The organism is Pseudomonas sp. NPDC090752 (assembly GCF_055584805.1).
In genome coordinates, this window is record NZ_JBVJLI010000022.1 from 45,850 (window position 1) to 66,622 (window position 20,773).

At 63.4% G+C, this 20,773-nt stretch carries 18 protein-coding genes; 5 read left to right on the plus strand and 13 right to left on the minus strand.

The genetic code is table 11. The annotated features are described in order from the left end of the window. Nucleotides 1–64: 64 nt before the first annotated feature. From ACZ6YA_RS23190 to dksA, 12 genes are all read right to left on the minus strand, one after another. Complete coding sequence (locus ACZ6YA_RS23190; protein WP_465899785.1) at nt 65–934, minus strand: oxygenase MpaB family protein; 870 nt, start codon at nt 932–934, stop codon at nt 65–67. A 38-nt stretch (nt 935–972) separates the two neighbouring features. Then, the gene (acs, locus tag ACZ6YA_RS23195; protein ID WP_465899786.1) at nt 973–2,907 is read right to left on the minus strand and encodes an acetate--CoA ligase; all 1,935 of its coding nucleotides are present in this window, start codon (nt 2,905–2,907) and stop codon (nt 973–975) included. 126 nt (nt 2,908–3,033) lie between these two features. Beyond that, on the minus strand, nt 3,034–4,698 hold the full coding sequence (pgi, locus tag ACZ6YA_RS23200) for a glucose-6-phosphate isomerase (protein WP_465899788.1): 1,665 nt from the start codon (nt 4,696–4,698) through the stop codon (nt 3,034–3,036). Nucleotides 4,699–4,841: 143 nt separating this feature from the next. Next, nucleotides 4,842–5,705: a pantoate--beta-alanine ligase gene (gene panC, locus ACZ6YA_RS23205; RefSeq protein ID WP_465899790.1), complete on the minus strand. Its 864-nt coding sequence runs from the start codon at nt 5,703–5,705 to the stop codon at nt 4,842–4,844. Next, nucleotides 5,702–6,502 carry a 3-methyl-2-oxobutanoate hydroxymethyltransferase gene (panB, locus tag ACZ6YA_RS23210; RefSeq protein ID WP_465899792.1) on the minus strand — a complete coding sequence of 267 codons (801 nt, stop codon included), beginning with the start codon at nt 6,500–6,502 and terminating at the stop codon, nt 5,702–5,704. Before panB ends, panC begins: the two co-directional genes overlap by 4 nt. Nucleotides 6,503–6,748: 246 nt before the next feature. After that, nucleotides 6,749–7,228, minus strand: coding sequence for a 2-amino-4-hydroxy-6-hydroxymethyldihydropteridine diphosphokinase (gene folK, locus ACZ6YA_RS23215; protein WP_465899794.1), 480 nt, complete (start codon nt 7,226–7,228; stop codon nt 6,749–6,751). Then, entirely contained in the window at nt 7,225–8,613 is a 1,389-nt protein-coding gene (locus ACZ6YA_RS23220) for a polynucleotide adenylyltransferase PcnB (protein WP_400798445.1), read from the minus strand. The genes folK and ACZ6YA_RS23220 overlap by 4 nt, the downstream gene beginning before the upstream one ends. A 696-nt stretch (nt 8,614–9,309) precedes the next feature. Then, nucleotides 9,310–10,749, minus strand: a complete 1,440-nt coding sequence (locus ACZ6YA_RS23225) for a sigma-54-dependent transcriptional regulator (protein WP_465899796.1) — start codon at nt 10,747–10,749, stop codon at nt 9,310–9,312. A 4-nt stretch (nt 10,750–10,753) separates the two neighbouring features. Next, nucleotides 10,754–13,729, minus strand: coding sequence for a sensor histidine kinase (locus tag ACZ6YA_RS23230; protein ID WP_465899798.1), 2,976 nt, complete (start codon nt 13,727–13,729; stop codon nt 10,754–10,756). After that, complete coding sequence (locus tag ACZ6YA_RS23235) at nt 13,713–13,889, minus strand: hypothetical protein (RefSeq protein ID WP_003250005.1); 177 nt, start codon at nt 13,887–13,889, stop codon at nt 13,713–13,715. Before ACZ6YA_RS23235 ends, ACZ6YA_RS23230 begins: the two co-directional genes overlap by 17 nt. Before the next feature lie 244 nt (nt 13,890–14,133). After that, on the minus strand, nt 14,134–15,021 hold the full coding sequence (gene gluQRS, locus ACZ6YA_RS23240; RefSeq protein WP_465899800.1) for a tRNA glutamyl-Q(34) synthetase GluQRS: 888 nt from the start codon (nt 15,019–15,021) through the stop codon (nt 14,134–14,136). A 64-nt stretch (nt 15,022–15,085) separates the two neighbouring features. After that, on the minus strand, nt 15,086–15,532 hold the full coding sequence (gene dksA, locus ACZ6YA_RS23245) for an RNA polymerase-binding protein DksA (protein ID WP_465899802.1): 447 nt from the start codon (nt 15,530–15,532) through the stop codon (nt 15,086–15,088). Between the two features lie 211 nt (nt 15,533–15,743). Between dksA and ACZ6YA_RS23250 the strand changes: the two genes are divergently transcribed. Together ACZ6YA_RS23250 and sfsA are read left to right on the plus strand one after the other, a co-directional pair. Beyond that, nucleotides 15,744–16,916 carry a pyridoxal phosphate-dependent aminotransferase gene (locus tag ACZ6YA_RS23250; RefSeq protein ID WP_465899804.1) on the plus strand — a complete coding sequence of 391 codons (1,173 nt, stop codon included), beginning with the start codon at nt 15,744–15,746 and terminating at the stop codon, nt 16,914–16,916. Next, a complete protein-coding gene (sfsA, locus tag ACZ6YA_RS23255; RefSeq protein WP_465899806.1) occupies nt 16,917–17,630 on the plus strand; it encodes a DNA/RNA nuclease SfsA in 714 nt (237 codons plus the stop codon). It begins immediately after the preceding gene. On the opposite strand, the gene ACZ6YA_RS23260 is transcribed toward sfsA, so the two are convergent. After that, nucleotides 17,620–17,937 (minus strand): Rieske (2Fe-2S) protein, encoded by a 318-nt coding sequence (locus ACZ6YA_RS23260; protein ID WP_465899807.1) that lies wholly within the window; start codon nt 17,935–17,937, stop codon nt 17,620–17,622. The two genes, sfsA and ACZ6YA_RS23260, sit on opposite strands and share 11 nt — an antisense overlap. Nucleotides 17,938–18,086: 149 nt before the next feature. Between ACZ6YA_RS23260 and ACZ6YA_RS23265 the strand changes: the two genes are divergently transcribed. Genes ACZ6YA_RS23265 through ACZ6YA_RS23275 form a run of 3 tightly spaced genes read left to right on the plus strand, consistent with a single transcriptional unit; the run spans nt 18,087 to nt 20,772 of the window. Then, nucleotides 18,087–18,971 (plus strand): heme/hemin ABC transporter substrate-binding protein, encoded by an 885-nt coding sequence (locus ACZ6YA_RS23265; protein ID WP_465899809.1) that lies wholly within the window; start codon nt 18,087–18,089, stop codon nt 18,969–18,971. Nucleotides 18,972–19,021: 50 nt separating this feature from the next. Next, entirely contained in the window at nt 19,022–20,005 is a 984-nt protein-coding gene (locus ACZ6YA_RS23270) for a FecCD family ABC transporter permease (RefSeq protein WP_465899832.1), read from the plus strand. Then, nucleotides 20,005–20,772 (plus strand): heme ABC transporter ATP-binding protein, encoded by a 768-nt coding sequence (locus ACZ6YA_RS23275; RefSeq protein ID WP_465899811.1) that lies wholly within the window; start codon nt 20,005–20,007, stop codon nt 20,770–20,772. Before ACZ6YA_RS23270 ends, ACZ6YA_RS23275 begins: the two co-directional genes overlap by 1 nt. The last annotated feature ends 1 nt before the right edge of the window (nt 20,773 follow it).

Consider the following 20,773-nt stretch of genomic DNA (forward strand, 5'->3'; position numbering starts at 1 on the left):
GTCTAAGCCGGAGTGCTTGGAGTATGGCAGGTTAAATCGGTTCCGCCGGGGGGAACAATTGCCCTCACTCGATGCCCATGCGCCGCTTGGCCCGATGCGCCGAGCCGTCGCGCATGGCCCAGCGCAATACCGGCGCCGTGCGTTTGAGGCCCATGCGGATCATGCGCTGCTGCAGCGGGCCCTGGTGCAGGCCGAGCATGTCCTGAGCCCACGTGGGAAGCAGGTCGATGCCGGCGTTGAGCATCAGTTTGCCTACCGGTTCTGCAAGGCGGCTCGGGGCAGGGGCTTGGAGCAGGATTTCGACCACCTCCAGGCTGCGCGCATCGCAGTGCAATCGTGGTCGCATGCGTTGCAGGTAGTCCTCGACCTGTTTGCACGAGCGCGGTACATCGCGAGCACCCAGGCGTTCGGCGATCAGGGCGATCTCGTCGTAGTAGGCGTCCTGATCGGCGCGTGACAGCTGCGGGTCGCGATAGCGCAGGTGGGCTGCCAGGAAACTGCTGACTTCGGCCACGTGTACCCAGGTCAGCAGATCAGGGTCGCTGGCGGCATAGGGGCGGCCGTCCGGGCCGGTCCCGGTCACCTGCAGGTGAATGGTGCGGACTTTTTCGATCAACCACTCGGCATCGCGGGTCGAACCGAAGGTGGTACCGGAAATGAACTGGCTGGTGCGCCGCAGGCGGCCGAGCAGGTCCTGGCGAAAATTGGAATGGTCCCACACGCCCGCCAGCGCCAGTGGGTGCAGCACTTGCAGCATCAACGCGCTGATACCGCCAACCAGCATGCTGGGGAAGTCGCCATGCACGCGCCAGCTGATGCTGTGGGGGCCGAACAGCCCGGGGTCACCTTTGGGAGACTCCAGGTCGAGCTGGCCGAGGGCCAGCCCGGTGAGGCTCATGACCTGGGTTTCGATACGGCGGCGTAAGGCTTCCATGGCGACCTGCAGTTCAGGGCGACCACGCAGGCCGCCGGCTATTGATTGAGGCGTTTGTCGATCAAGCCCTGCACCACGCTCGGGTCGGCCAGGGTCGAGGTATCGCCCAGGTTGTCGAGCTCGTTGCAGGCGATCTTGCGCAGTATACGCCGCATGATCTTGCCCGAGCGGGTCTTGGGCAAGGCGGGCGCCCACTGGATCAGCTCGGGCTTGGCGAAGCTGCCGATCTCCTTGCTGACCAGTGCCAACAATTCGGTCTTGAGCGCATCGTCCGGGGTTACGCCGTTCATGGTGGTGACGAAGGCGTACACCCCCTGGCCCTTGAGGTCATGGGGGTAGCCAACCACGGCAGCCTCGGCGACGCTGTCGTGCAGCACCAGCGCGCTTTCCACTTCGGCGGTGCCGATGCGGTGACCGGACACGTTGATCACATCATCGATGCGCCCGGTGATCCAGTAGTCACCATCGGCATCGCGACGGGCGCCGTCGCCGGTGAAGTAGTAGCCGGGCATGGGTTTGAAGTAGGTGTCGACCATGCGTTGGTGGTCGCCGTAGACGCTGCGGATCTGCCCTGGCCAACTCGCCTTGATCGCCAGCAGGCCGGCGCCAGGGCCTTCGATCAGCTTGCCTTTTTCATCCAGTAACACCGGTTGCACGCCAAACATGGGTTGGGTCGCGCAGCCGGGCTTGAGCTTCTGTGTGCCGGGCAGCGGGGTGAGCATGATGCCGCCGGTTTCGGTCTGCCACCAGGTATCGACGATGGGGCAATGTTTTTGCCCGACTTCCTCGAAGTACCATTCCCAGGCTTCCGGGTTGATGGGTTCACCGACGCTGCCGAGCAGGCGCAGGCTTTTGCGTGAGGTGCTCTGCAGCGGTCCTGAACCCTCGCGCATTAAAGCCCGCAGCGCGGTGGGGGCGGTGTAGAAGATGTTCACCTGGTGCTTGTCCACCACTTGCCAGAAGCGCGAGGTGTCCGGGTAATTGGGCACGCCCTCGAACATCAGCGAAACGGCACCATTGGCCAGGGGGCCGTAGACGATATAGCTGTGGCCAGTGACCCAGCCGACGTCGGCGGTGCACCAGAACACCTCGCCGTCGCGGTAATCGAATACCACCTTGAAGGTCATGGCGGCCTGCAGCAGATAGCCTGCAGTGGTGTGCAGCACGCCTTTGGGCTTGCCGGTGCTGCCGGAGGTATAGAGGATGAACAGCGGGTCTTCGGCCTCCATCGGTTCAGGCGGGCAGTCTTCAGCGACTTGGTAGGTGGCTTGCTCGTACCAGAGGTCACGGCCCTCGCTCCAGGCCACATCGCCACCGGTGCGGCGTACCACGAACACACTGCTGACCTGCGGGCAGCTGGCCAGCGCCTTGTCGACGTTCTGCTTGAGCGGGATGCGCTTGCCGCCGCGCACGCCTTCATCGGCGGTGATCACGGTGCGGCAGTCGGCGTCCAGGATGCGGTCGCGCAAGGCATCTGGGGAGAAGCCGCCGAACACCACCGAGTGAATGGCGCCAATGCGTGTGCAGGCAAGCATGGCGTAGGCGGCTTCAGGGATCATTGGCATGTAGATGCACACCCGGTCGCCTTTTTTTACCCCTCGCGCTTTCAGGGCGTTGGCCAGGCGACAAACCTGGCGGTGCAGCTCGCGATAGGTGATGGCCTTGGAGTCTTTCGGGTCATCGCCTTCCCATAGCAGGGCGGTTTGCTCGCTCCGTTGGGCCAGGTGGCGGTCGATGCAGTTGTAGCTGACGTTGAGTTGGGCTCCGTCGAACCAGCGCGCCGCGCCGGTGTTTAGGTCGCATTGTTGAACGCTGGACCAGGGTTTGATCCAGTCAAGGCGCTTGGCCTGTTCGGCCCAGAAAGTGTCGGGGGCGTCGACCGACTGGCGGTAGAGGCGCTGATAATCATCGGCTGAGAGGGCGGCGGACTGGCTGACGGCCAGAGCCTGTGGGTACTGCTTGATATCGAACATGGCGGGTGGTCCTGCTCTTGTGAGGGGCGAGGGACTGCAGCGGCTATTCGATGGACAGTGTAGCTGGAGGGCGTGTTCAAACTGTACTGCCCCCATCGCCGGCATGCTGGCGATGGGGGCAGCCGGTCAACCGCGATGACGGCCGCGGAAGTAGTTGATCAGGCCCTGGGTCGAGCCATCTTCGGCGCTGTCTTCCAGGCTGCCGACGATACGCTGGTAAACGCCTTTGCCCAGCTCCTTGCCCAGCTCCACGCCCCACTGGTCGAAGGCGTTGATACCCCAGACGACGCTCTGCACGAAGACCTTGTGCTCGTACATCGCCACCAGTGCGCCGAGGCGACGTGGGCTGATGCGCTCGACCACCAGGGTGTTGCTCGGGCGGTTGCCTGGGATCACCTTATGCGGCGCGAGCTTTTCGATGTCCGCTTCGTTCAAGCCCTTCTGGCGCAATTCAGCCTCGGCTTCTTCGCGGGTCTTGCCGAGCATCAGTGCCTGGCTCTGCGACAGGCAGTTGGCGTACAGCCACTGGTGATGGTCGGCGACCGGGTTGAAGCTTACTACCGGGACGATGAAGTCCGCCGGGATCAGCTGGGTGCCCTGGTGCAGCAACTGGTGGTAGGCATGCTGGCCGTTGCAGCCTACGCCACCCCAGATCACCGGGCCGGTATCGGTCTTCACCGGCGTGCCGTCGGTCAGCACGCTCTTGCCGTTGGACTCCATGTCCAGCTGCTGCAAATGCTTGGTGATGTTGCGCAGGTAATGGTCGTACGGCAGGATCGCGTGGCTGCGTGCGCCCCAGAAGTTGCCATACCAGACGCCCAGCAAGGCCAGCAGCACCGGCATGTTCTTGTCGAACGGTGCGGTCTGGAAGTGCTGGTCCATGGTGTAGGCGCCCGACAACAGCTCCTTGAAGTTGGCGGTGCCGATGGCCAGGGCGATCGGCAGGCCGATCGCCGACCACAGCGAGTAGCGCCCGCCTACCCAGTCCCACATCGGGAAGATGTTCTCTTCACGGATGCCGAATGCCACGGCGGCAGCCTTGTTGCTGGAAACGGCGATGAAGTGGCGATAGAGCTCGGCTTCAGAACCGCCCTGGGCCAGGTACCAGGTACGTGCGGCCATGGCGTTCTTCAGCGTTTCGAGGGTATTGAACGACTTCGACGAGACGATGAACAGGGTGGTTTCGGCGCGCAGGCTGGCCGAAAGCTCATGGAATTCGCTTCCATCGATGTTCGCCAGGTAGTGGCAACGCACGCCGCGCTGGGCGTAAGGCAGCAGGGCTTCGGAAACCAGCTCGGGGCCGAGGAACGAGCCACCGATGCCGATGTTGACTACGTCGGTGATCGGCTTTTCGCTGTAACCGCGCCACAGTCCGTCGTGGATGCGCCCGACCAGCTCGGTGATCTGGTTGAGCACCTTGTGCACTTCTGGCATCACGTTGACGCCGTTGACGCTCAGCTTGTCGCCTACCGGACGGCGCAGGGCCGTGTGCAGGACTGGGCGGCCTTCCGAGCCGTTGATGATCTCACCGCTGAACATCGACTTGATCGCGTCCTGCAGGCCGACTTGTTCGGCCAGGTTCACCAGCAGGTCGCGGGTTTCTTCGTTGATCAGGTTTTTCGAATAGTCGAGGAACAGGCCACAGCTGCTCAGCGAAAACTGATCGAAGCGCTTGGCGTCGGCGGCGAAGGCTTCGCGCATGCTGAAACTTTGCATGGCGTCGCGGTGCTGCTGAAGGGCCTGCCAAGCCGGCAGGGCCGTCACATCGTGGGGTGTACGGTAATACGCCATTGCGCAGAGTTCCTTAATGCGTGGTGGTGCTTGGACAGGGCAGCGATTGCCGGGTTCAGGCTGGCCATCATTATAGGCAATGGTTTGCGGCTGGGAATGGGGCGGGCAGGGATTTTGGGGGCCGCAAAACAGCCCCCCAACGCTTACGCGGTCTTTTCGTCCAGATGCAGGTACAGGTTGTCGATCAGGCGGGTGTTGCCGAGGTAGGCGGCAGCGAGGATCACCAGGTCTCGGTCACCGAACGTAGCTGGGCGCAGGCTTACGGCATGGCGAATCTCCAGATAGTCCGGGCGCAGGCCAGCCGCTATCAGTTTTGCCTTTGCGTCCTCGACCAACGCCGAGAAGTCCACCTGCCCTCGGGCAAGCGCTTCGCCAATCTGCTTCAGCGTACGATAGACAACAGGCGCGGTGGCACGTTGTTCGGTGCTGAGGTAACCGTTGCGCGACGACAGCGCCAGGCCATCTTCAGCGCGCACGGTGGGCTCGCCAATGATCTGGATCGGCATGTTGAGGTCACGCACCATGGCGCGAATCACCGCCAGTTGCTGGTAGTCCTTTTCGCCAAAGACCGCGAGATCCGGCTGCACCATGTTGAACAGCTTGCTGACCACGGTGGCGACACCCTCGAAATGCCCTGGGCGGCTGGCGCCACACAGGCCTTCGGAAAGGTTGGGTACGCTGACGCGAGTCTGCACGGCCATGCCGTCCGGGTACATTTCCTCGACAGTCGGTGCGAACAGCAGGTTGCAGCCTGCCTGAAGCAGTCGCTCCTGGTCGGCGGCGAGGGTGCGTGGGTACTTGTCGAGATCTTCGTTGGCACCGAACTGCAGCGGGTTGACGAAGATGCTGGCAACGACGAAGTCGGCCCGCTGGGCCGCGTTGGTCACCAGCGCGGCGTGGCCGCTGTGCAGGTTGCCCATGGTCGGCACGAAGCCGATACGCTTGCCTTCGCCACGGGCGCGTGCAACGGCTGCACGCAGTTCACGGACGGTACTGACTGTGTTCATGCGCTGAATCCGTGTTCACTCGCTGGGAAAGTGACGTCCTTGACTGCCTGGACGTAGGCAACAAGCGCGCCCTGGATGTCAGGTTGGCCAGCCATGAAGTTCTTCACGAACTTAGGGACTCGCCCGCTCAATGACAGCCCGAGCATGTCATGCAGCACCAGCACTTGGCCGTCGGTAGCGCTTCCTGCGCCAATGCCAATTACCGGAATGCTCACGGCCTGGGTAATTTCGGCCGCCAGTTCGCTGGGCACACATTCCAGCAGCAGCATGGCCGCGCCGGCTTGCTCCAGCGCAATGGCGTCGGCGCGCATCTGCCGCGCCTGTGCCTCCTGGCGCCCCTGCACTTTATAGCCGCCGAGCACGTTGACGGTCTGCGGGGTCAAGCCCATGTGCGCGCACACCGGCACGCCGCGTTCGGCCAGCAGGCGGATGGTCTCGGCCAGCCAGGCGGCGCCTTCGAGCTTGATCATGTGAGCGCCGGCCTGCATCAGCGTGGCGCAGTTGGCAAACGCCTGCTCGGGTGTGGCGTGGGCCATGAACGGCAGGTCGGCGAGGATCAGCGCACCTTCGTTGCCGCGCTTGACGCAGGCCGTGTGGTAGGCCATTTCCGCCGTGGTGACGGGCAGGGTGCTGTCATGGCCCTGCAGGACCATGCCCAGCGAGTCGCCCACCAGCAACACGTCGACACCGGCCTGGCTGGCGGCCTTGGCGAAGGTCGCGTCGTAGCAGGTCAGCATGGTGATCTTTTCACCCTTGGCCTTGAGGCCGTGAAGGGTGGTCAGGGTTACTTCAGGCATGTAGAGATATCCTCGTTCAGGCGCTGTGAAAAACGACTGCAAACAACGCGTGTAGTCATCTTCCGGAGCGGCACATCATCGCGCGTGATGTTCGGGCACAGGTCCGTCCGGCCTAAATACGGGTGTGCGGCACGGTGCCACACGGGACGCCTATAGTCGTGAGCGAGGGGGGGGAAGTCAATCACCTGTTACCGCATTGTTACTAACAGGGTGTTACTGGCGTTACCTTGAAGCGGAACGCCCGTATTACAGGCGTTCCAGGCCGACGAACGGGCAGGCTGCGAGCAGTTCGGCGAGGGCGCGACCATCGGCCAGCTGGAAGTCGTCTGCCACCAGCTCGGCCAGCGGGTACAGCACGAAAGCGCGGGCGTGCATGTGGTAATGCGGTACTTGCAGGCGCGGCACGTCGATGACCTGGTCGCCGAACAGCAGGATATCCAGGTCGAGCGTGCGCGGGCCCCAGCGCTCCTTGCGCACGCGGCCCTGGCCATTCTCGATGGCTTGCAGAGCGTCGAGCAGGGCCAGGGGGGCGAGCGAAGTGTCCAGGGCGGCGACCGCGTTGGTGTAACGCGGTTGGCCCGGCAACAGGGAGTCACTGGTGTACAGCGCCGACGCTGCGGCCAGGCGCGTGCCGTCGACCTGGCCCAGCGCCTGCAGGGCGCTGCTCAGCTGCTCGGCGGGTGCGTCGAGGTTGCTGCCCAGGCCGATATAGGCGCGGGTGGTCACTCGAACGCCTCGTCACCGCTGCGTTTGCGCTTGTTGGGGCTGCGCTTGCGTTTGCGCGGGCCGGCACCGGTCCCTTCATCACGGCTGCCCAGCTCGCGGATCATCTCGCGGCGCTGGCTGTCGTTGGCGTCCTGGTAGTCGGTCCACCACTGGCCGAGGTCGTCGGTCTCTTCGCCCGCGCTCTCGCGCAGCAGCAGGAAGTCGTAGCCGGCACGGAAGCGCGGGTTGTCGAGCAGCATGTCGGCGCGTTTGCCGCTGCGGCGCGGCAGGCGCTCCTGCATGTCCCAGATCTCGCGGATCGGCAGGGTGAAGCGCTTCGGAATGGCGATGCGCGCGCACTGTTCGGCGATCAGGTCGTGGGCCGCGCCATTCATGGCCGGGATCGGCGGCACGCCTTGATTCTGCAGGTGCAGTACGCGGCTTGGCAGGGCTGGCCAGAGCAGCGCGGCGAAGAGGAAGGCCGGGGTCACTGGCTTGCCTTGCTTGACGCGCAGGTCGGTGTTGCTCAGCGCCTGGCTGATCAAGGTATGGGTGTAGGTCGGGCGTTCTTCCAGGGCATGTGCACTGGCGGGGAACAGCGGCTCGAACAGCTCCAGGTCGACCAGCATCTCGAAGGCGATGGCGCCCTGGCCGCTGAGGAACAGCTTGAGGCATTCCTCGAACAGGCGCGCTGGCGGGATTTCGCGCAGCAGCGGGGCCAGGCCACGGATCGGCTGGAAGGTGTGCTTTTCGATGCCGAAGTCGAGCTTGGCGGCGAAACGCACCGCACGCAGCATGCGCACCGGGTCTTCCTGATAGCGATGAGTCGGGTCGCCGATCAGGCGCAGCAGGCGGTTACGGATATCGTGTACGCCATTGGCGTAATCGAGGATGCGTTCGCTGACCGGGTCGTAGTAAAGGGCATTGATGGTGAAGTCGCGGCGTTGCGCGTCTTCTTCCAGGGTGCCGTATACGTTGTCCCGCAGGATGCGGCCGCTGGCATTGTGCGACGAGCGGTGGCTGTCGCCCTGATCGTCATCCGAGTGGGGGGCGCGGAAGGTCGCGACTTCGATGATCTCACGGCCGAAATGCACGTGGACCAGCTTGAAGCGGCGGCCAATGATGCGCGCATTGCGAAACTCCGCACGCACCTGTTCGGGCGTGGCGCTGGTGGCGACGTCGAAGTCCTTGGGCGTGATGCCCAGCATCAGGTCGCGGACACAGCCACCGACCAGGTAGGCCTGGTAGCCCGCGCTTTGCAGGCGCTCGACAATATTCACCGCATGGCGGCTGAACTGGTGGCGCTGCAGCGAATGTTGGCTCTTGTTGATCACCTCAGGCGTGGTGCGCTTGTGGTGCTGGCCCGCTACGGGAGGGCGGAAAGACTGGAACAGCTTCTTCAGCATGGGATGCACTGTGTGAAGGAATGTTCGGCCAAGAATAGGAGAATGGCCGCATGATGGGCGGGGATTCTAGCATTTACTCGGGGAATGGTGTAGGCGGTAGCAGGATAGCCTGCCGGAAGGGAGAAACGACAAGGGGAGCCTAAGCTCCCCAAGAAGTCGTTGCGTGCTCTTATTGTTTTTTTGCCGGGCTTTTTGTTTTTGTTGAGTGCCCTGCCCACAAATCTCATAGCTTGTGGACGACCCCCAATCCAGGGGTAAAGAGCAAACGGATTGCTTTGGCCGCTGATGTCACGTTGACCTTTCGATCCAACCAGTTCAGGCGCTGCTTTTTAGTGCAGTTTTTGTTGTTCTCTGCCTGGTCGTGGGGCAAGCCCCAAACACGCATCCTCTCCAAAAGAATCAGTTAGCTGCGCCTCCGCCGTCTTGTTTTTATTGTGCGTGAGCCGTTTCGTCTTGTTCTTATTCTGAGTTGCAGTGCTTGTTATTGTTCTTGTACTAAGCATATAGCAGATGGCGTGCCAACTTTGCGAAACCCAGCAAAATCAGGGGGTTGCGGAGAATCAGTCGTGGCGGCGCAGTCGAAAATGTAGAAATTTCGTTACCGTATGCCTCGGCAACTGTTACGCCTGGGCGGCGTGGGTAACAGATTTCTGCGGGAACTGATGTGTTACCTGGGGCCTTGACGGCCCCAGTAGCTTATTCGCTGGTAGCGTTGCTCTTGCGCCGTGGAATGCCCAGGCGCTGACGGCGTTCCCACAGGCACTTGCGGCTGACACCGAGCTTGCGCGCCAGCTCGGTCTCGGTCATGTGATCCTGGTGCTCGAGCACGAAGTGCTGGAAATAATCCTCCAGCGACAGGTCTTCGGTCGGCTCATGGCTGGCGCTGTTGGCGCTGGCCACGACCAGGGCATTGTCGAGCAGGTCATCGTCGTCCAGGTCGCCCAGTTCAATATCGATGCCCAGCAAATCGGCGGAAATTTCCGCGCTCTCGCTGAGAATTACCGCGCGCTCCACGGCGTTCTCCAGTTCCCGCACGTTACCCGGCCAGCTGTAGTGACGGATGGCCTGTTCCGCTTCCGCGGAGAAGTGCAGGTCGTCACGACCGATGCGGGCGCTCTGGCGGGCAAGAAAGGCACTGGCGATCTCGTTGACGTCGCTGCCACGCTCACGCAGGGCAGGTAACTTCAAGGCGATCACATGCAGGCGGTAATAGAGGTCTTCGCGGAATTGCCCGGCCTTGGCCAAGTTCTTCAGGTCGCGGTGGGTCGCGGCGATCAGGCGTACATCGACCTTTTGCGACTGTACCGAACCGACCCGGCGGATTTCGCCTTCCTGCAGCACCCGCAGCAACCGGGCTTGGGCTTCAAGCGGCAGCTCGCCGATTTCGTCGAGGAACAGCGTGCCGCCGTCAGCCGCTTCCACCAGGCCGGCACGGCCGGCACTGGCGCCAGTGAACGCGCCTTTTTCGTGGCCGAACAGCTCCGACTCGATCAAGGTTTCAGGAATGGCCGCGCAGTTCACCGAGATCATCGGCGCTTTGGCGCGCCGCGACAGGTTGTGCAGGGCGCGAGCAACCAGTTCTTTGCCGGTGCCCGACTCACCCTGGATCAACACGTTGGAATCGGTAGGCGCGACCTTGCGGATCTTGCTGTACATATCCTGCATCGGTGGGCACGAACCGATGATGCCGATTTCACCATTGGCCGAAGCCGGGCTGGCTTTTTCGGCGGGCGCCGCCTTGCCATTGCTGCGAGCCTCGGCAACGGGTGCTGGCGCTGGTGCGTTCTGCCGGTCGCGCAGGATCCGTGCCACGGCCTGGAGCATCTCGTCGTGGTCGAACGGCTTGGCGATGTAATCCACCGCGCCCATTTTCATCGAGTCGACCGCCGAGCGCAGGCTGGCGTAACTGGTCATGATCAGCACCGGGGTGCCTTGGCCAAGCTTGATCAACTCGGTGCCAGGCGCGCCGGGCAGGCGCAGGTCGCTGACAATCAGGTCGAAGGTGGCAATGCTGAAGCGTTCCTGGGCTTCCTGGACCGAGCCGGCTTCGCTGACCTGGTACTGGTTGCGCTCAAGCAGGCGACGCAAGGCCGAACGGATGATGGTTTCGTCTTCGACGATCAGAATATGCGGCATTGATTCAATTCTCTCGACGGTCTCGAATTTCAGGGGACGTCGCTACGACATGCCGGGGCAGGGTCACGCGGATCCGTGTGCCACGTTGCCGTTCGATATCGGCCGGGCTGTCGATGGTGATTTGCCCATAATGCTCTTCCACGATGGAATAGACCAGAGCGAGCCCCAGTCCGGTTCCTTCGCCCGGGTCCTTGGTGGTGAAGAAAGGTTCGAACAGGCGGTCCATGATGTTTTTCGGTATCCCGCTGCCCTCGTCTTCGACGATCAGGTCGACGGTGTGCTCGTTCGCCTCGCTGCGCACACGCACGGCGCTGCCGGGCTTTGATGCGTCGCGGGCGTTGGAGAGCAGGTTGATCAGCACCTGGGCCAGGCGCTGCGGGTCGCCCTCGGCCCAGTGGTCCGGGTCGCAGAGGTTGAAGAACTGTACTTCGAAATTGCGCCGGTTCAATGCCAGAAGACCGATGGCGTCCTGCGCCACTTCGGCCAGGCACACCGGCTCTTCGCTGTTCTGGTGGCTGCCGCCGGCGTGGGCGAAGCTCATCAATGACTGGACAATGCGCGACACCCGCTTGGTCTGTTCGAGGATCTGGCTCGATAGCTCGGTGATCTCGCCATCGCCTTCGCGTTCTTCGCGCAGGTTCTGCGCCAGGCAGGCGATGCCGGTGATCGGGTTGCCGATTTCGTGGGCCACGCCGGCGGCCAGGCGGCCAATGCTGGCCAGGCGCTCGGAATGCACCAGCTTGTCTTCCAGAGCCTGGGTTTCGGTGAGGTCTTCTACCAGCAGTACCAGGCCGCTGTTACCGGGTGCCAACGGCTCGTCAATGGCCGCCTTGTGCAGGTTCAGCCAGCGCGGCTGGCCATCCAGTGCCAGGCGCTGCTTGTGCAGATGCTCATCGGGCACGTCGATGAAGCCCTGCAGCAGGCCGCGCCACGGTTCACCGATAGTCATCAGGCGCGAACCGACCACGTGTTTGGCAGCGATTCCGGTCAGCTCTTCCATGGCCTTGTTCCACATCAGGATTTCCTGGTCCTTGGCCAGGGAGCAGACGCCCATGGGCAATTCCTGCAGGGTCTGGCGATGGTAGCGGCGCAGGGCATCGAGTTCGGCGGCGAGGCCGGTGAGGCGCGAGTGGTAGTCTTCCAGGCGGCTTTCGATGAAGTGGATGTCTTCGGTGACGTAGTTTTCGTTACCGGACTTGTAGGGCAGGAAAGTTTCGACCATGTCCTGGGCCACGCTCGGCCCCATCAGGCCCGAAAGGTTGGCCTCGATGCGGTCGCGCAGGCGGCGCAGGGCATACGGGCGACGCTCGTCGAACGGCAGGTAGAGGTCGCGCAGCGCCTGTTCGACTTCCTTCTGTGCAGCCTTGGCGCCCAGCGGCTTGGCCAGTTGCGTGGCAAATTCCTGCGGCGAGGCGGCGTGCAGCTCGCGGCGCTGCGGGCGGCGCACGTTGTCCACTGCGCACGCTTCGGCGGCGCTGACTTCTTCGCTGCTGGCGTTGGTGAACAGGGAAATCAGTGTGAACAACAGCACGTTGGCTGCCAGCGAGGCAATCGCCGCCATGTGCCAACTGGTGTCGTCGAGCACATAGATCATGTCCAGCAGCGGGATATAGAAGCCCTGCAGGTTGCCCAGCAGCGGCAGCAGCATGGTCATCATCCACACCAGCGTGCCGGCCAGCAGGCCAGCGATGAAGCCGCGACGGTTGGCGGTCGGCCAGTACAGCACCGACAGCACGCCGGGCAGGAACTGCAAGGTGGCGACGAAGGCGACGATACCCAGGTTGGCCAGGCTCTGGTGGTTGTTCTGGGTCAGGTAGAACATGAAGCCGGCGGTAATGATGGCGACGATCAGCGCGCGGCGGGTCCACTTCAGCCAGCGGTAGATGTTGCCCTCGGCCGGCGGCTGGTACAGCGGCAGCACCAGGTGGTTGAGCGCCATGCCCGACAGCGCCAAGGTGGTGACAATGATCAGCCCGCTGGCAGACGCCAGGCCGCCAACGTACGCCAGCAGCGCCAACGCCTTGTTGTTGGCGGCGATACCCAGCCCCAGGGTGAAGTACTCGGGGTTGGTGCTGGCGCCCAGGCGCAGCCCGGCCCACAGCACCAGGGGCACGGCCAGGCTCATCAGCAGCAGGAACAGTGGCAGGCCCCAGCTGGCGCTGACCAGCGAGCGCGGGTTGAGGTTTTCGGTGAAGGCCATGTGGTACATGTGCGGCATGACGATGGCCGAGGCGAAGAACACCAGCAGCAGGGTGCGCCAGGGGCCTTCCTGCAGCGGCGTGTGCAGCGCCGCCAGGGCGGTCTGGTTCTGCAGTAGCCACACTTCCAGCTCATGCGGGCCGCCGAACACGCCATACAGGGCGTAAAGCCCGATACCGCCCAGGGCCAGCAGCTTGATCACCGACTCGAAGGCGATGGCGAACACCAGGCCCTCATGCTTCTCGCGCGTGGCGATGTGGCGTGAGCCGAAGAAGATGGTGAACAGGATAATCAGTGCGCAGAAGGCGAACGCCACCCGGGCCTTGACCGGCTCGCCGGTCAGAATGCTGATCGAGTCGGCCACCGCTTGAATCTGCAGGGCCAGCAGGGGCAGCACACCGATCAGCATGATGATGGTGGTCAGCGCGCCGGCCCAGGTGCTGCGAAAGCGGAAGGCCAACAGGTCGGCCAGCGACGACAGCTGGTAGGTACGGGTGATCTTGAGGATCGGGTAGAGCAGCACCGGCGCCAGCAGGAAGGCCCCCGACACGCCCAGGTAACAGGCAAGGAAGCCGTACCCATATTGATAGGCCAGGCCCACCGAGCCATAGAAGGCCCAGGCGCTGGCATAGACGCCGAGCGACAGGGTGTAGGTCAGTGGGTGGCGAATGATCGAGCGGGGGATCAGCCCACGCTCGCTGATCCAGGCCACGCCGAACAGCACCATCAGGTACCCGGCGCTGATCAGGATCATCTGGGTCAGGCTAAAGCTCATCGGCATCTCGTTGGCTCTGCAGGATGAAGGTGACGACGATCAGGATCAGCCAGAGCAGGTAGGGGCGGTACCAGGCTCCGGTCGGTTCGATCCACCAGTCCATGATGGCCGGGGAGAACAGGTAGATCCCCACGACCAGAAGCAGGACCAAACGATAGATGTACATGCTGGCCTCGATGGTTGGGCGCTGCGGGCTTGGACTTATTATTGGCGCAAATGGCTGGGGCGATGCTAGCGGGAATCGATGAGGTTAGCCAAGAGTTTGAAAATATTGGGCTTTTGTTTTTGAGAGGTGTGTTGCCTGTGCCGGCCTCTTCGCGGGCAAGCCCGCTCCCACAGATCCCTCACGGGTATGAATGCAGTGGAGCACTTGTGGGAGCGGGCTTGCCCGCGAAGAGGCCGGAAAACCCTCAGTGCAAATCGGCCTCTGGCACCGTTATCCGCCGCGCAATCGCCTCTGGCCGCCAGTGCTGCCGCGCTACTGCAAGGACCTCAGCCGGCGTTGCCGTCAACAACTGAGGGTCGGTTTCTTGCCCCAACGCCCGCAAGGCCCGCAACAGCAACGGCGTTGCCTGATCGGCCTCAAGCGGCGGCGAACGGTACGACTTGCCCAGCTTGTGCCCATCCGGCTGAACGATCAGCGGTATGTGCAGGTAACGTGGCTGGGAGAAGCCCAGCAGCTCCTGCAGGTACAACTGGCGTGGCGTGTTATCGAGCAGGTCGGCGCCGCGCACGACATCAGTGACACCTTGCCAGGCATCGTCCAGTACCACCGCCAATTGGTAGGCATAAAGCCCATCACGGCGCTGAATAACGAAATCGCCCACTTCGCGGCCCAGGTGCTGTTCGAATGCACCTTGAACTCGATCGCTGAAGCGGTAGATCAGTTCCGGCACTCGCAGGCGGATTGCCGCACCTTCACGGGCATGCCCGGCGTTTCGGCAAAAACCCGGATAGATGCCGTTGTAGTCCTCCAGCTGTTTGCGTGAACAGGTGCAGGCGTAGGCCAGGCCCATGCTGAACAGGCGGTCTACTACCGCGCCGTAGGCGTCATGGCGCTGGCTCTGGAACACCACCTCGCCATCCCATTCCAGCCCGTAGCGCTCCAGGGTCTGCAGGATCGCGTCGCGTGCACCGGGCATTTCCCGGGGCGGGTCGGTGTCTTCCAGGCGCAGCAGCCAACGGCCATTGACCGCGCGGGCGTCGAGCCAGGAGGCGAGGGCGGCAACCAGCGAGCCGAAGTGCAGAAAACCGCTGGGGGTGGGGGCGAAGCGTCCGATGTAGCGGGAGTCGTTCATGGGTCTGGGGCATCTGAAAATGAAACGGGGCGCAAGATGCGCCCCGTTCGAATGGGAGAAAGACTCAGCCTTTGCCGACGGTCTTTTCCTTTTTCTCCGCGATTTCCTTGCAGTCGAAGCACAAGTCCGCAGTCGGACGGGCTTCAAGGCGACGCAGGCCGATTTCGATGCCACAGGAGTCGCACCAGCCGTATTCTTCGTCCTGGATCTTCTGCAGGGTCTTGTCAATCTTCTTGATCAGCTTGCGCTCGCGATCGCGGTTGCGCAGCTCCAGGGCGAATTCCTCTTCCTGGCTGGCGCGGTCGGCCGGGTCAGGGAAGTTGGCCGCTTCGTCCTTCATGTGCGTCACGGTCTGGTCCACGCTCGTCATCAGCTCAAGCTTCCAGGCGCCCAGAAGCTTGATGAAATGCTTGCGCATGGGTTCACCCATGTACTCTTCGCCCTTGCTCTCTTTATAGGGCTCTACACCGTACATGGTCTGATTGGTTTTTTGCTTTTCTACGGTGGACATGAATAGACCGCCTCTCACTCATCTGATCCAATGCGCAGGATGCTCCATCTCCGGCGACCGCCGGCCCTGCGACTGCGAGCCGCCGAACTTACCAGATAGATCGGGGGTGCGCTAGCCCGTCCAATCCTCCGTATTGACAGCGGCCCTGGCCACACGTTCGGTCGGTTGCAGCGGTAGAATCACCAGTTTAGACCCAATTGAGAGAAGGCCCATGGCTCAGTCCTACAGTGCGCGTAGCCGCGCCATCGAACCCTTCCACGTCATGGCGTTGCTGGCGCGGGCCAACGAGCTGCAGGCGGCCGGACACGATGTGATCCACCTGGAAATCGGCGAGCCGGACTTCACCACCGCTGCGCCGATCGTCGAGGCCGGCCAGGCCGCACTGGCTGCCGGGCATACCCGTTACACCGCCGCGCGCGGCCTGCCGGCGCTGCGCGAGGCGATCGCGGGCTTCTACGACCAGCGCTATGGCGTGGCGGTCGACCCGGAACGCATCCTGATCACTCCCGGCGGCTCTGGCGCGCTATTGCTGGCCAGCAGCCTGCTGGTCGACCCGGGCAAGCACTGGCTGCTGGCGGACCCAGGTTACCCGTGCAACCGCCACTTCCTGCGCCTGGTGGAGGGCGGTGCGCAACTGGTCCCGGTGGGCCCTGAGGTGAACTACCAACTGACTGCCGATCTGGTCGACCGTTATTGGGACCAGGATACTGTCGGTGCGTTGGTCGCTTCGCCGGCCAACCCGACCGGCACGGTGCTCGATCGCGACGAGCTGGCCAGCCTTTCCAAGGCGACCCGCGCACACAATGGCCACCTGGTGGTGGATGAGATCTACCACGGGCTGACCTACGGCATGGATGCACCGAGCGTCCTGGAAGTGGACGATTCGGCGTTTGTTCTGAATAGTTTTTCCAAGTATTTCGGCATGACAGGTTGGCGCCTTGGCTGGCTGGTCGCCCCGCCTGACGCGGTGGCTGACCTGGAGAAGTTGGCGCAGAACCTCTATATCAGCGCACCGAGCATGGCTCAGCATGCTGCGCTGGCCTGCTTCGAGCCTGAAACCCTGGCGATTTTCGAAGCACGCCGCGCCGAATTCGCCCGTCGCCGTGATTACCTGCTACCCGCATTGCGTGAGTTGGGCTTCCGCATTGCCGTGGAACCCCAGGGCGCGTTCTATCTATATGCCGACATCAGCGCCTTTGGCGGTGATGCCTTCGCCTTCTGCCGGCACTTCCTGGAAACCGAGCACCTGGCCTTCACTCCGGGCCTGGACTTCGGTCGCCACCTGGCCGGCCATCATGTCCGTTTTGCCTACACCCAGAGCCTGCCGCGGCTGGAAGAGGCGGTACAACGCATTGCCCGCGGCCTGCGGACCTGGCAAGGGTAAATGATGTTCTTTCCTTTACTCGAACAGGGGCGCCTGCTGCGCCGCTACAAACGCTTCCTGGCAGATATCGAACTGGCCAACGGTGAGCAACTGACCATTCACTGCCCCAACACCGGTTCCATGCTCAACTGCATGCGCGAGGGCGGGCAGGTCTGGTTCAGCCGGTCCAACGACCCCAAGCGCAAGCTGCCGGGCACCTGGGAAATCAGTGAGACGCCCCAGGGGCGCCTGGCGTGTATCAATACCGGGCGGGCCAATGCGCTGGTCGAAGAGGCGCTGCGCGCCGGGGTTATTCGAGAGTTGGCGGGCTTTACAGCGCTCAAGCGTGAGGTGGCGTACGGTGAGGAAGGCAGCCGCATCGATTTTCGCCTGGAGTTCGCCGACGGGCCTGCCTATGTCGAGGTAAAAAGCGTCACCCTGGGTTATCCGGACACCACGGTGGCGGCTTTCCCGGATGCGGTGACCCAGCGCGGAGCCAAGCACCTGCGGGAACTGGCGACGCTGGCCCGACAAGGGATCCGCGCAGTGCAACTCTACTGCGTGAACCTCACTGGCATCGAAGCGGTGCGACCGGCCGAAGAGATCGATGCGGGCTATGCCCAGGCGCTGCGTGCTGCAGTAGCGGAAGGGGTAGAAGTGCTGGCCTATGGCGCGCGCCTGGATGCCGAGCACATCGTCATCGACCGTCCGCTACCGGTGCTGCTCAACCCTTGAGCCAGATGCCCTGGCTGTCTTCCAGGCACTCCAGGGCCTGCAACGCGTCCCCCTCGCAGGGGCCGGCCACGCATTCGCCACTCTCGATCAAGAACAGCGCGCCGTGATGCGCACAGTGGATCAGGCTGGCACTGTCGTCGAGGAACGCGTCCGCCTGACAGTTCAAGGGTATGCCCCGGTGCGGGCAGCGGTTACGGTACAGGTGCACCAGGCCCTGGCGGCGCACGCCGAACAATTCGAGGCCGGCTACGCTGAAGGCGCGGCTTTGGCCCTCGGTCAGTGCTGCGGAAGTACAAAGGAAATGCATTGCAGGGACGACTCGTGAAACACAGTGATGGCTTGACGCCTCAATGCGAATAATTATCAAATTGCCCGCATTCGCTGCGCCCGGCCGTCTATGGTGCGCAGTTCCGCCGCTCGCCACAAGGCGTGCGGCCTGCCTTCAGAAGGAATCCGATGATGCGTCGTCCTGCTGCCTTGCTCGCATTGTGCGTAACCCTCGCTGCTTCCACCCAGGCCCTGGCCGCCGACCTGCCGCAACGTTGGGTCAGCGCCGGCGGCGCCTTGAGCGAGTGGATCAGCGCACTGGGTGGTGAAACACGCCTGGTGGGGGTCGACACTACCAGCCAGCATCCCGAGTCGTTGAAGGCCCTGCCGAGCATCGGCTATCAACGGCAATTGTCGGCCGAAGGCATTCTCAGCCTGCGTCCTGATGTACTGGTGGGCACTGAAGAAATGGGCCCGCCACCGGTGCTGGCGCAGATCCGTAAAGCCGGGGTTCGGGTCGAGCTGTTCTCCAGCAAGGCTGAACTGGCTGCCGTCGATACCAACCTCAAACAGCTGGGTGCGCTGCTGGGTAGCGAGCAAAAGGCCGCACAACTGGCAGTCGCTTATCATCAGCAGCTCGATGCACTGCAGGTTCAGGTCAAGCAGGCTCAGGCCAGCCACAAGGCCCCCGGCGTTCTACTGCTGGTCGGCCATGCGGGGGCCAAGCCGCTGATTGCCGGGCAGGGCACGGCGGGTGACTGGCTGTTGCGTCAAGCTGGGGCGCGCAACCTGGCCGAGCACCAGGGCTACAAGAACTTCTCCAATGAGGCGCTGGCGGCACTGGATCCGGATGTGGTGGTGTTCTCCGACCGCGCCCTGGTCGGTGACCAGGCCCTGCAGGCATTGCTCAAGGAAAACCCGGCCCTGACCGCTTCCCGTGCGGTACGCGACAAGCGCCTGGTATCGCTTGACCCGACCCTGTTGGTCGGTGGCCTGGGCCCACGCTTGCCGCTCGCCCTGCAGGACCTGGCGGCAGCGTTCTACCCGGCGGCCAAGGTAAGCCTCACGCAATGAAGCAGCGTATCCAGCCACGTTCACTGATCATCTGTCTGAGTTTGTTGTGCCTGTTGGCGGTATGGCTTTCATTGGCCCTTGGGCCTGTCAGCCTGCCGCTGTTCGATACTTTGCGCGCTGGGCTGCGGCTGTTGGGGCTGCCCATTGCCAGTGATGACTTGCAGCAAGCCGAAATGATCCTGGGCCAGATTCGCTTGCCGCGCACGTTGCTGGGGTTGGCGGTTGGCGCGGTGCTGGCCCTGTCCGGCGTGGCCATGCAGGGGCTGTTCCGCAACCCGTTGGCCGATCCGGGCCTGGTCGGTGTGTCCGCTGGGGCGGCGATGGGCGCGGCGGTGGCCATCGTTGGCGGCAGTTGGTTTGGCGGGATGCCTGAGGCGTTTGCGCCTTACCTGCTGTCGCTGTGCGCCTTCGTTGGTGGGCTGGGGGTGACCGCGCTGGTCTATCGCCTGGGGCGGCGCGACGGGCAGACCAATGTCGCCACGATGTTGCTGGCCGGTGTGGCGATGACTGCACTGGGCGGCGCTGCGGTGGGCCTGTTTTCCTATCTGGCCGATGACGCTACCTTGCGCACACTGACCTTCTGGAACCTGGGCAGCCTCAACGGTGCCAGCTACGACCGGTTGTGGCCGTTGCTGATCATCGCCACAGGGGTAGCGTTGTGGTTGCCGCGCCGTGCGCGAGCACTGAATGCCTTGCTGCTGGGTGAGTCGGAGGCGCGGCACCTGGGTATCGAGGTGGAGCGGCTCAAGCGCGAACTGGTGTTCTGCACGGCGTTAGGTGTGGGGGCAGCGGTGGCGGCGGCGGGGTTGATCGGCTTCATCGGCCTGGTGGTGCCGCACCTGGTGCGCTTGCTCGCCGGGCCTGATCACCGAGTGGTGTTGCCCGCATCGCTGTTGGCCGGCGGCGTACTGATGCTGCTCGCCGACCTGGTGGCGCGGTTGGCGCTGGCGCCTGCCGAGTTGCCGATCGGCATCGTCACGGCCTTCATTGGTGCGCCGTTCTTTCTGGTTTTGCTGATTCGAGGGCGCAGTTGATGTTGCAAGTCGAGGGCCTGCACCTGCGGCGCGGGAGCAATGAAGTGCTGCATGACATCCACCTGCAGTTGCACCCGGGCCAGGTCATGGGCGTGCTAGGCCCCAATGGAGCGGGCAAGAGCAGCTTGCTCGGCGTCCTATGTGGCGAGCTGGCGCCTGGCCAGGGACGGGTGACGCTGCAGGGCCGGCCGTTGGCCGACTGGGCTGGACAAGCGCGGGCCAGGCGTCTGGCGGTGTTGCCGCAGATATCCAGCCTGGGCTTTTCGTTCCGGGTCGAGGAAGTGGTGGGCATGGGGCGCATGCCACACGACAGTGGCCAGGTGCGTGACAGCGAGATCGTCGAGCAGGCCTTGCGTGCGGCGGATGCCTGGCACCTGCAGGGGCGTAGTTACCTGGCGCTGTCAGGCGGTGAGCGGCAACGGGTACACCTGGCGCGCGTGTTGGCCCAGCTATGGCCGGGCGAGGAGGGCACGACGCTGCTGCTCGACGAGCCGACCTCGATGCTCGACCCGCTGCACCAGCACACCACGCTGCAGGCCGTGCGCAGCTTTGCCGATCGCGGTGCGGCGGTGTTGGTGATCTTGCATGACCTCAACCTGGCGGCGCGCTACTGTGATCGTATCCTGTTGCTCGAACAGGGTCGCTGCCATGCCCTGGCCTCACCTCAGCAGGTGCTCACGCCTGCCGCTTTGAAGGCGGTTTTCGGCATTGAAGTGCTGGTTCAGGCTCACCCGGAGCGGGGCCATCCGCTGATTATCACGCGTTAGG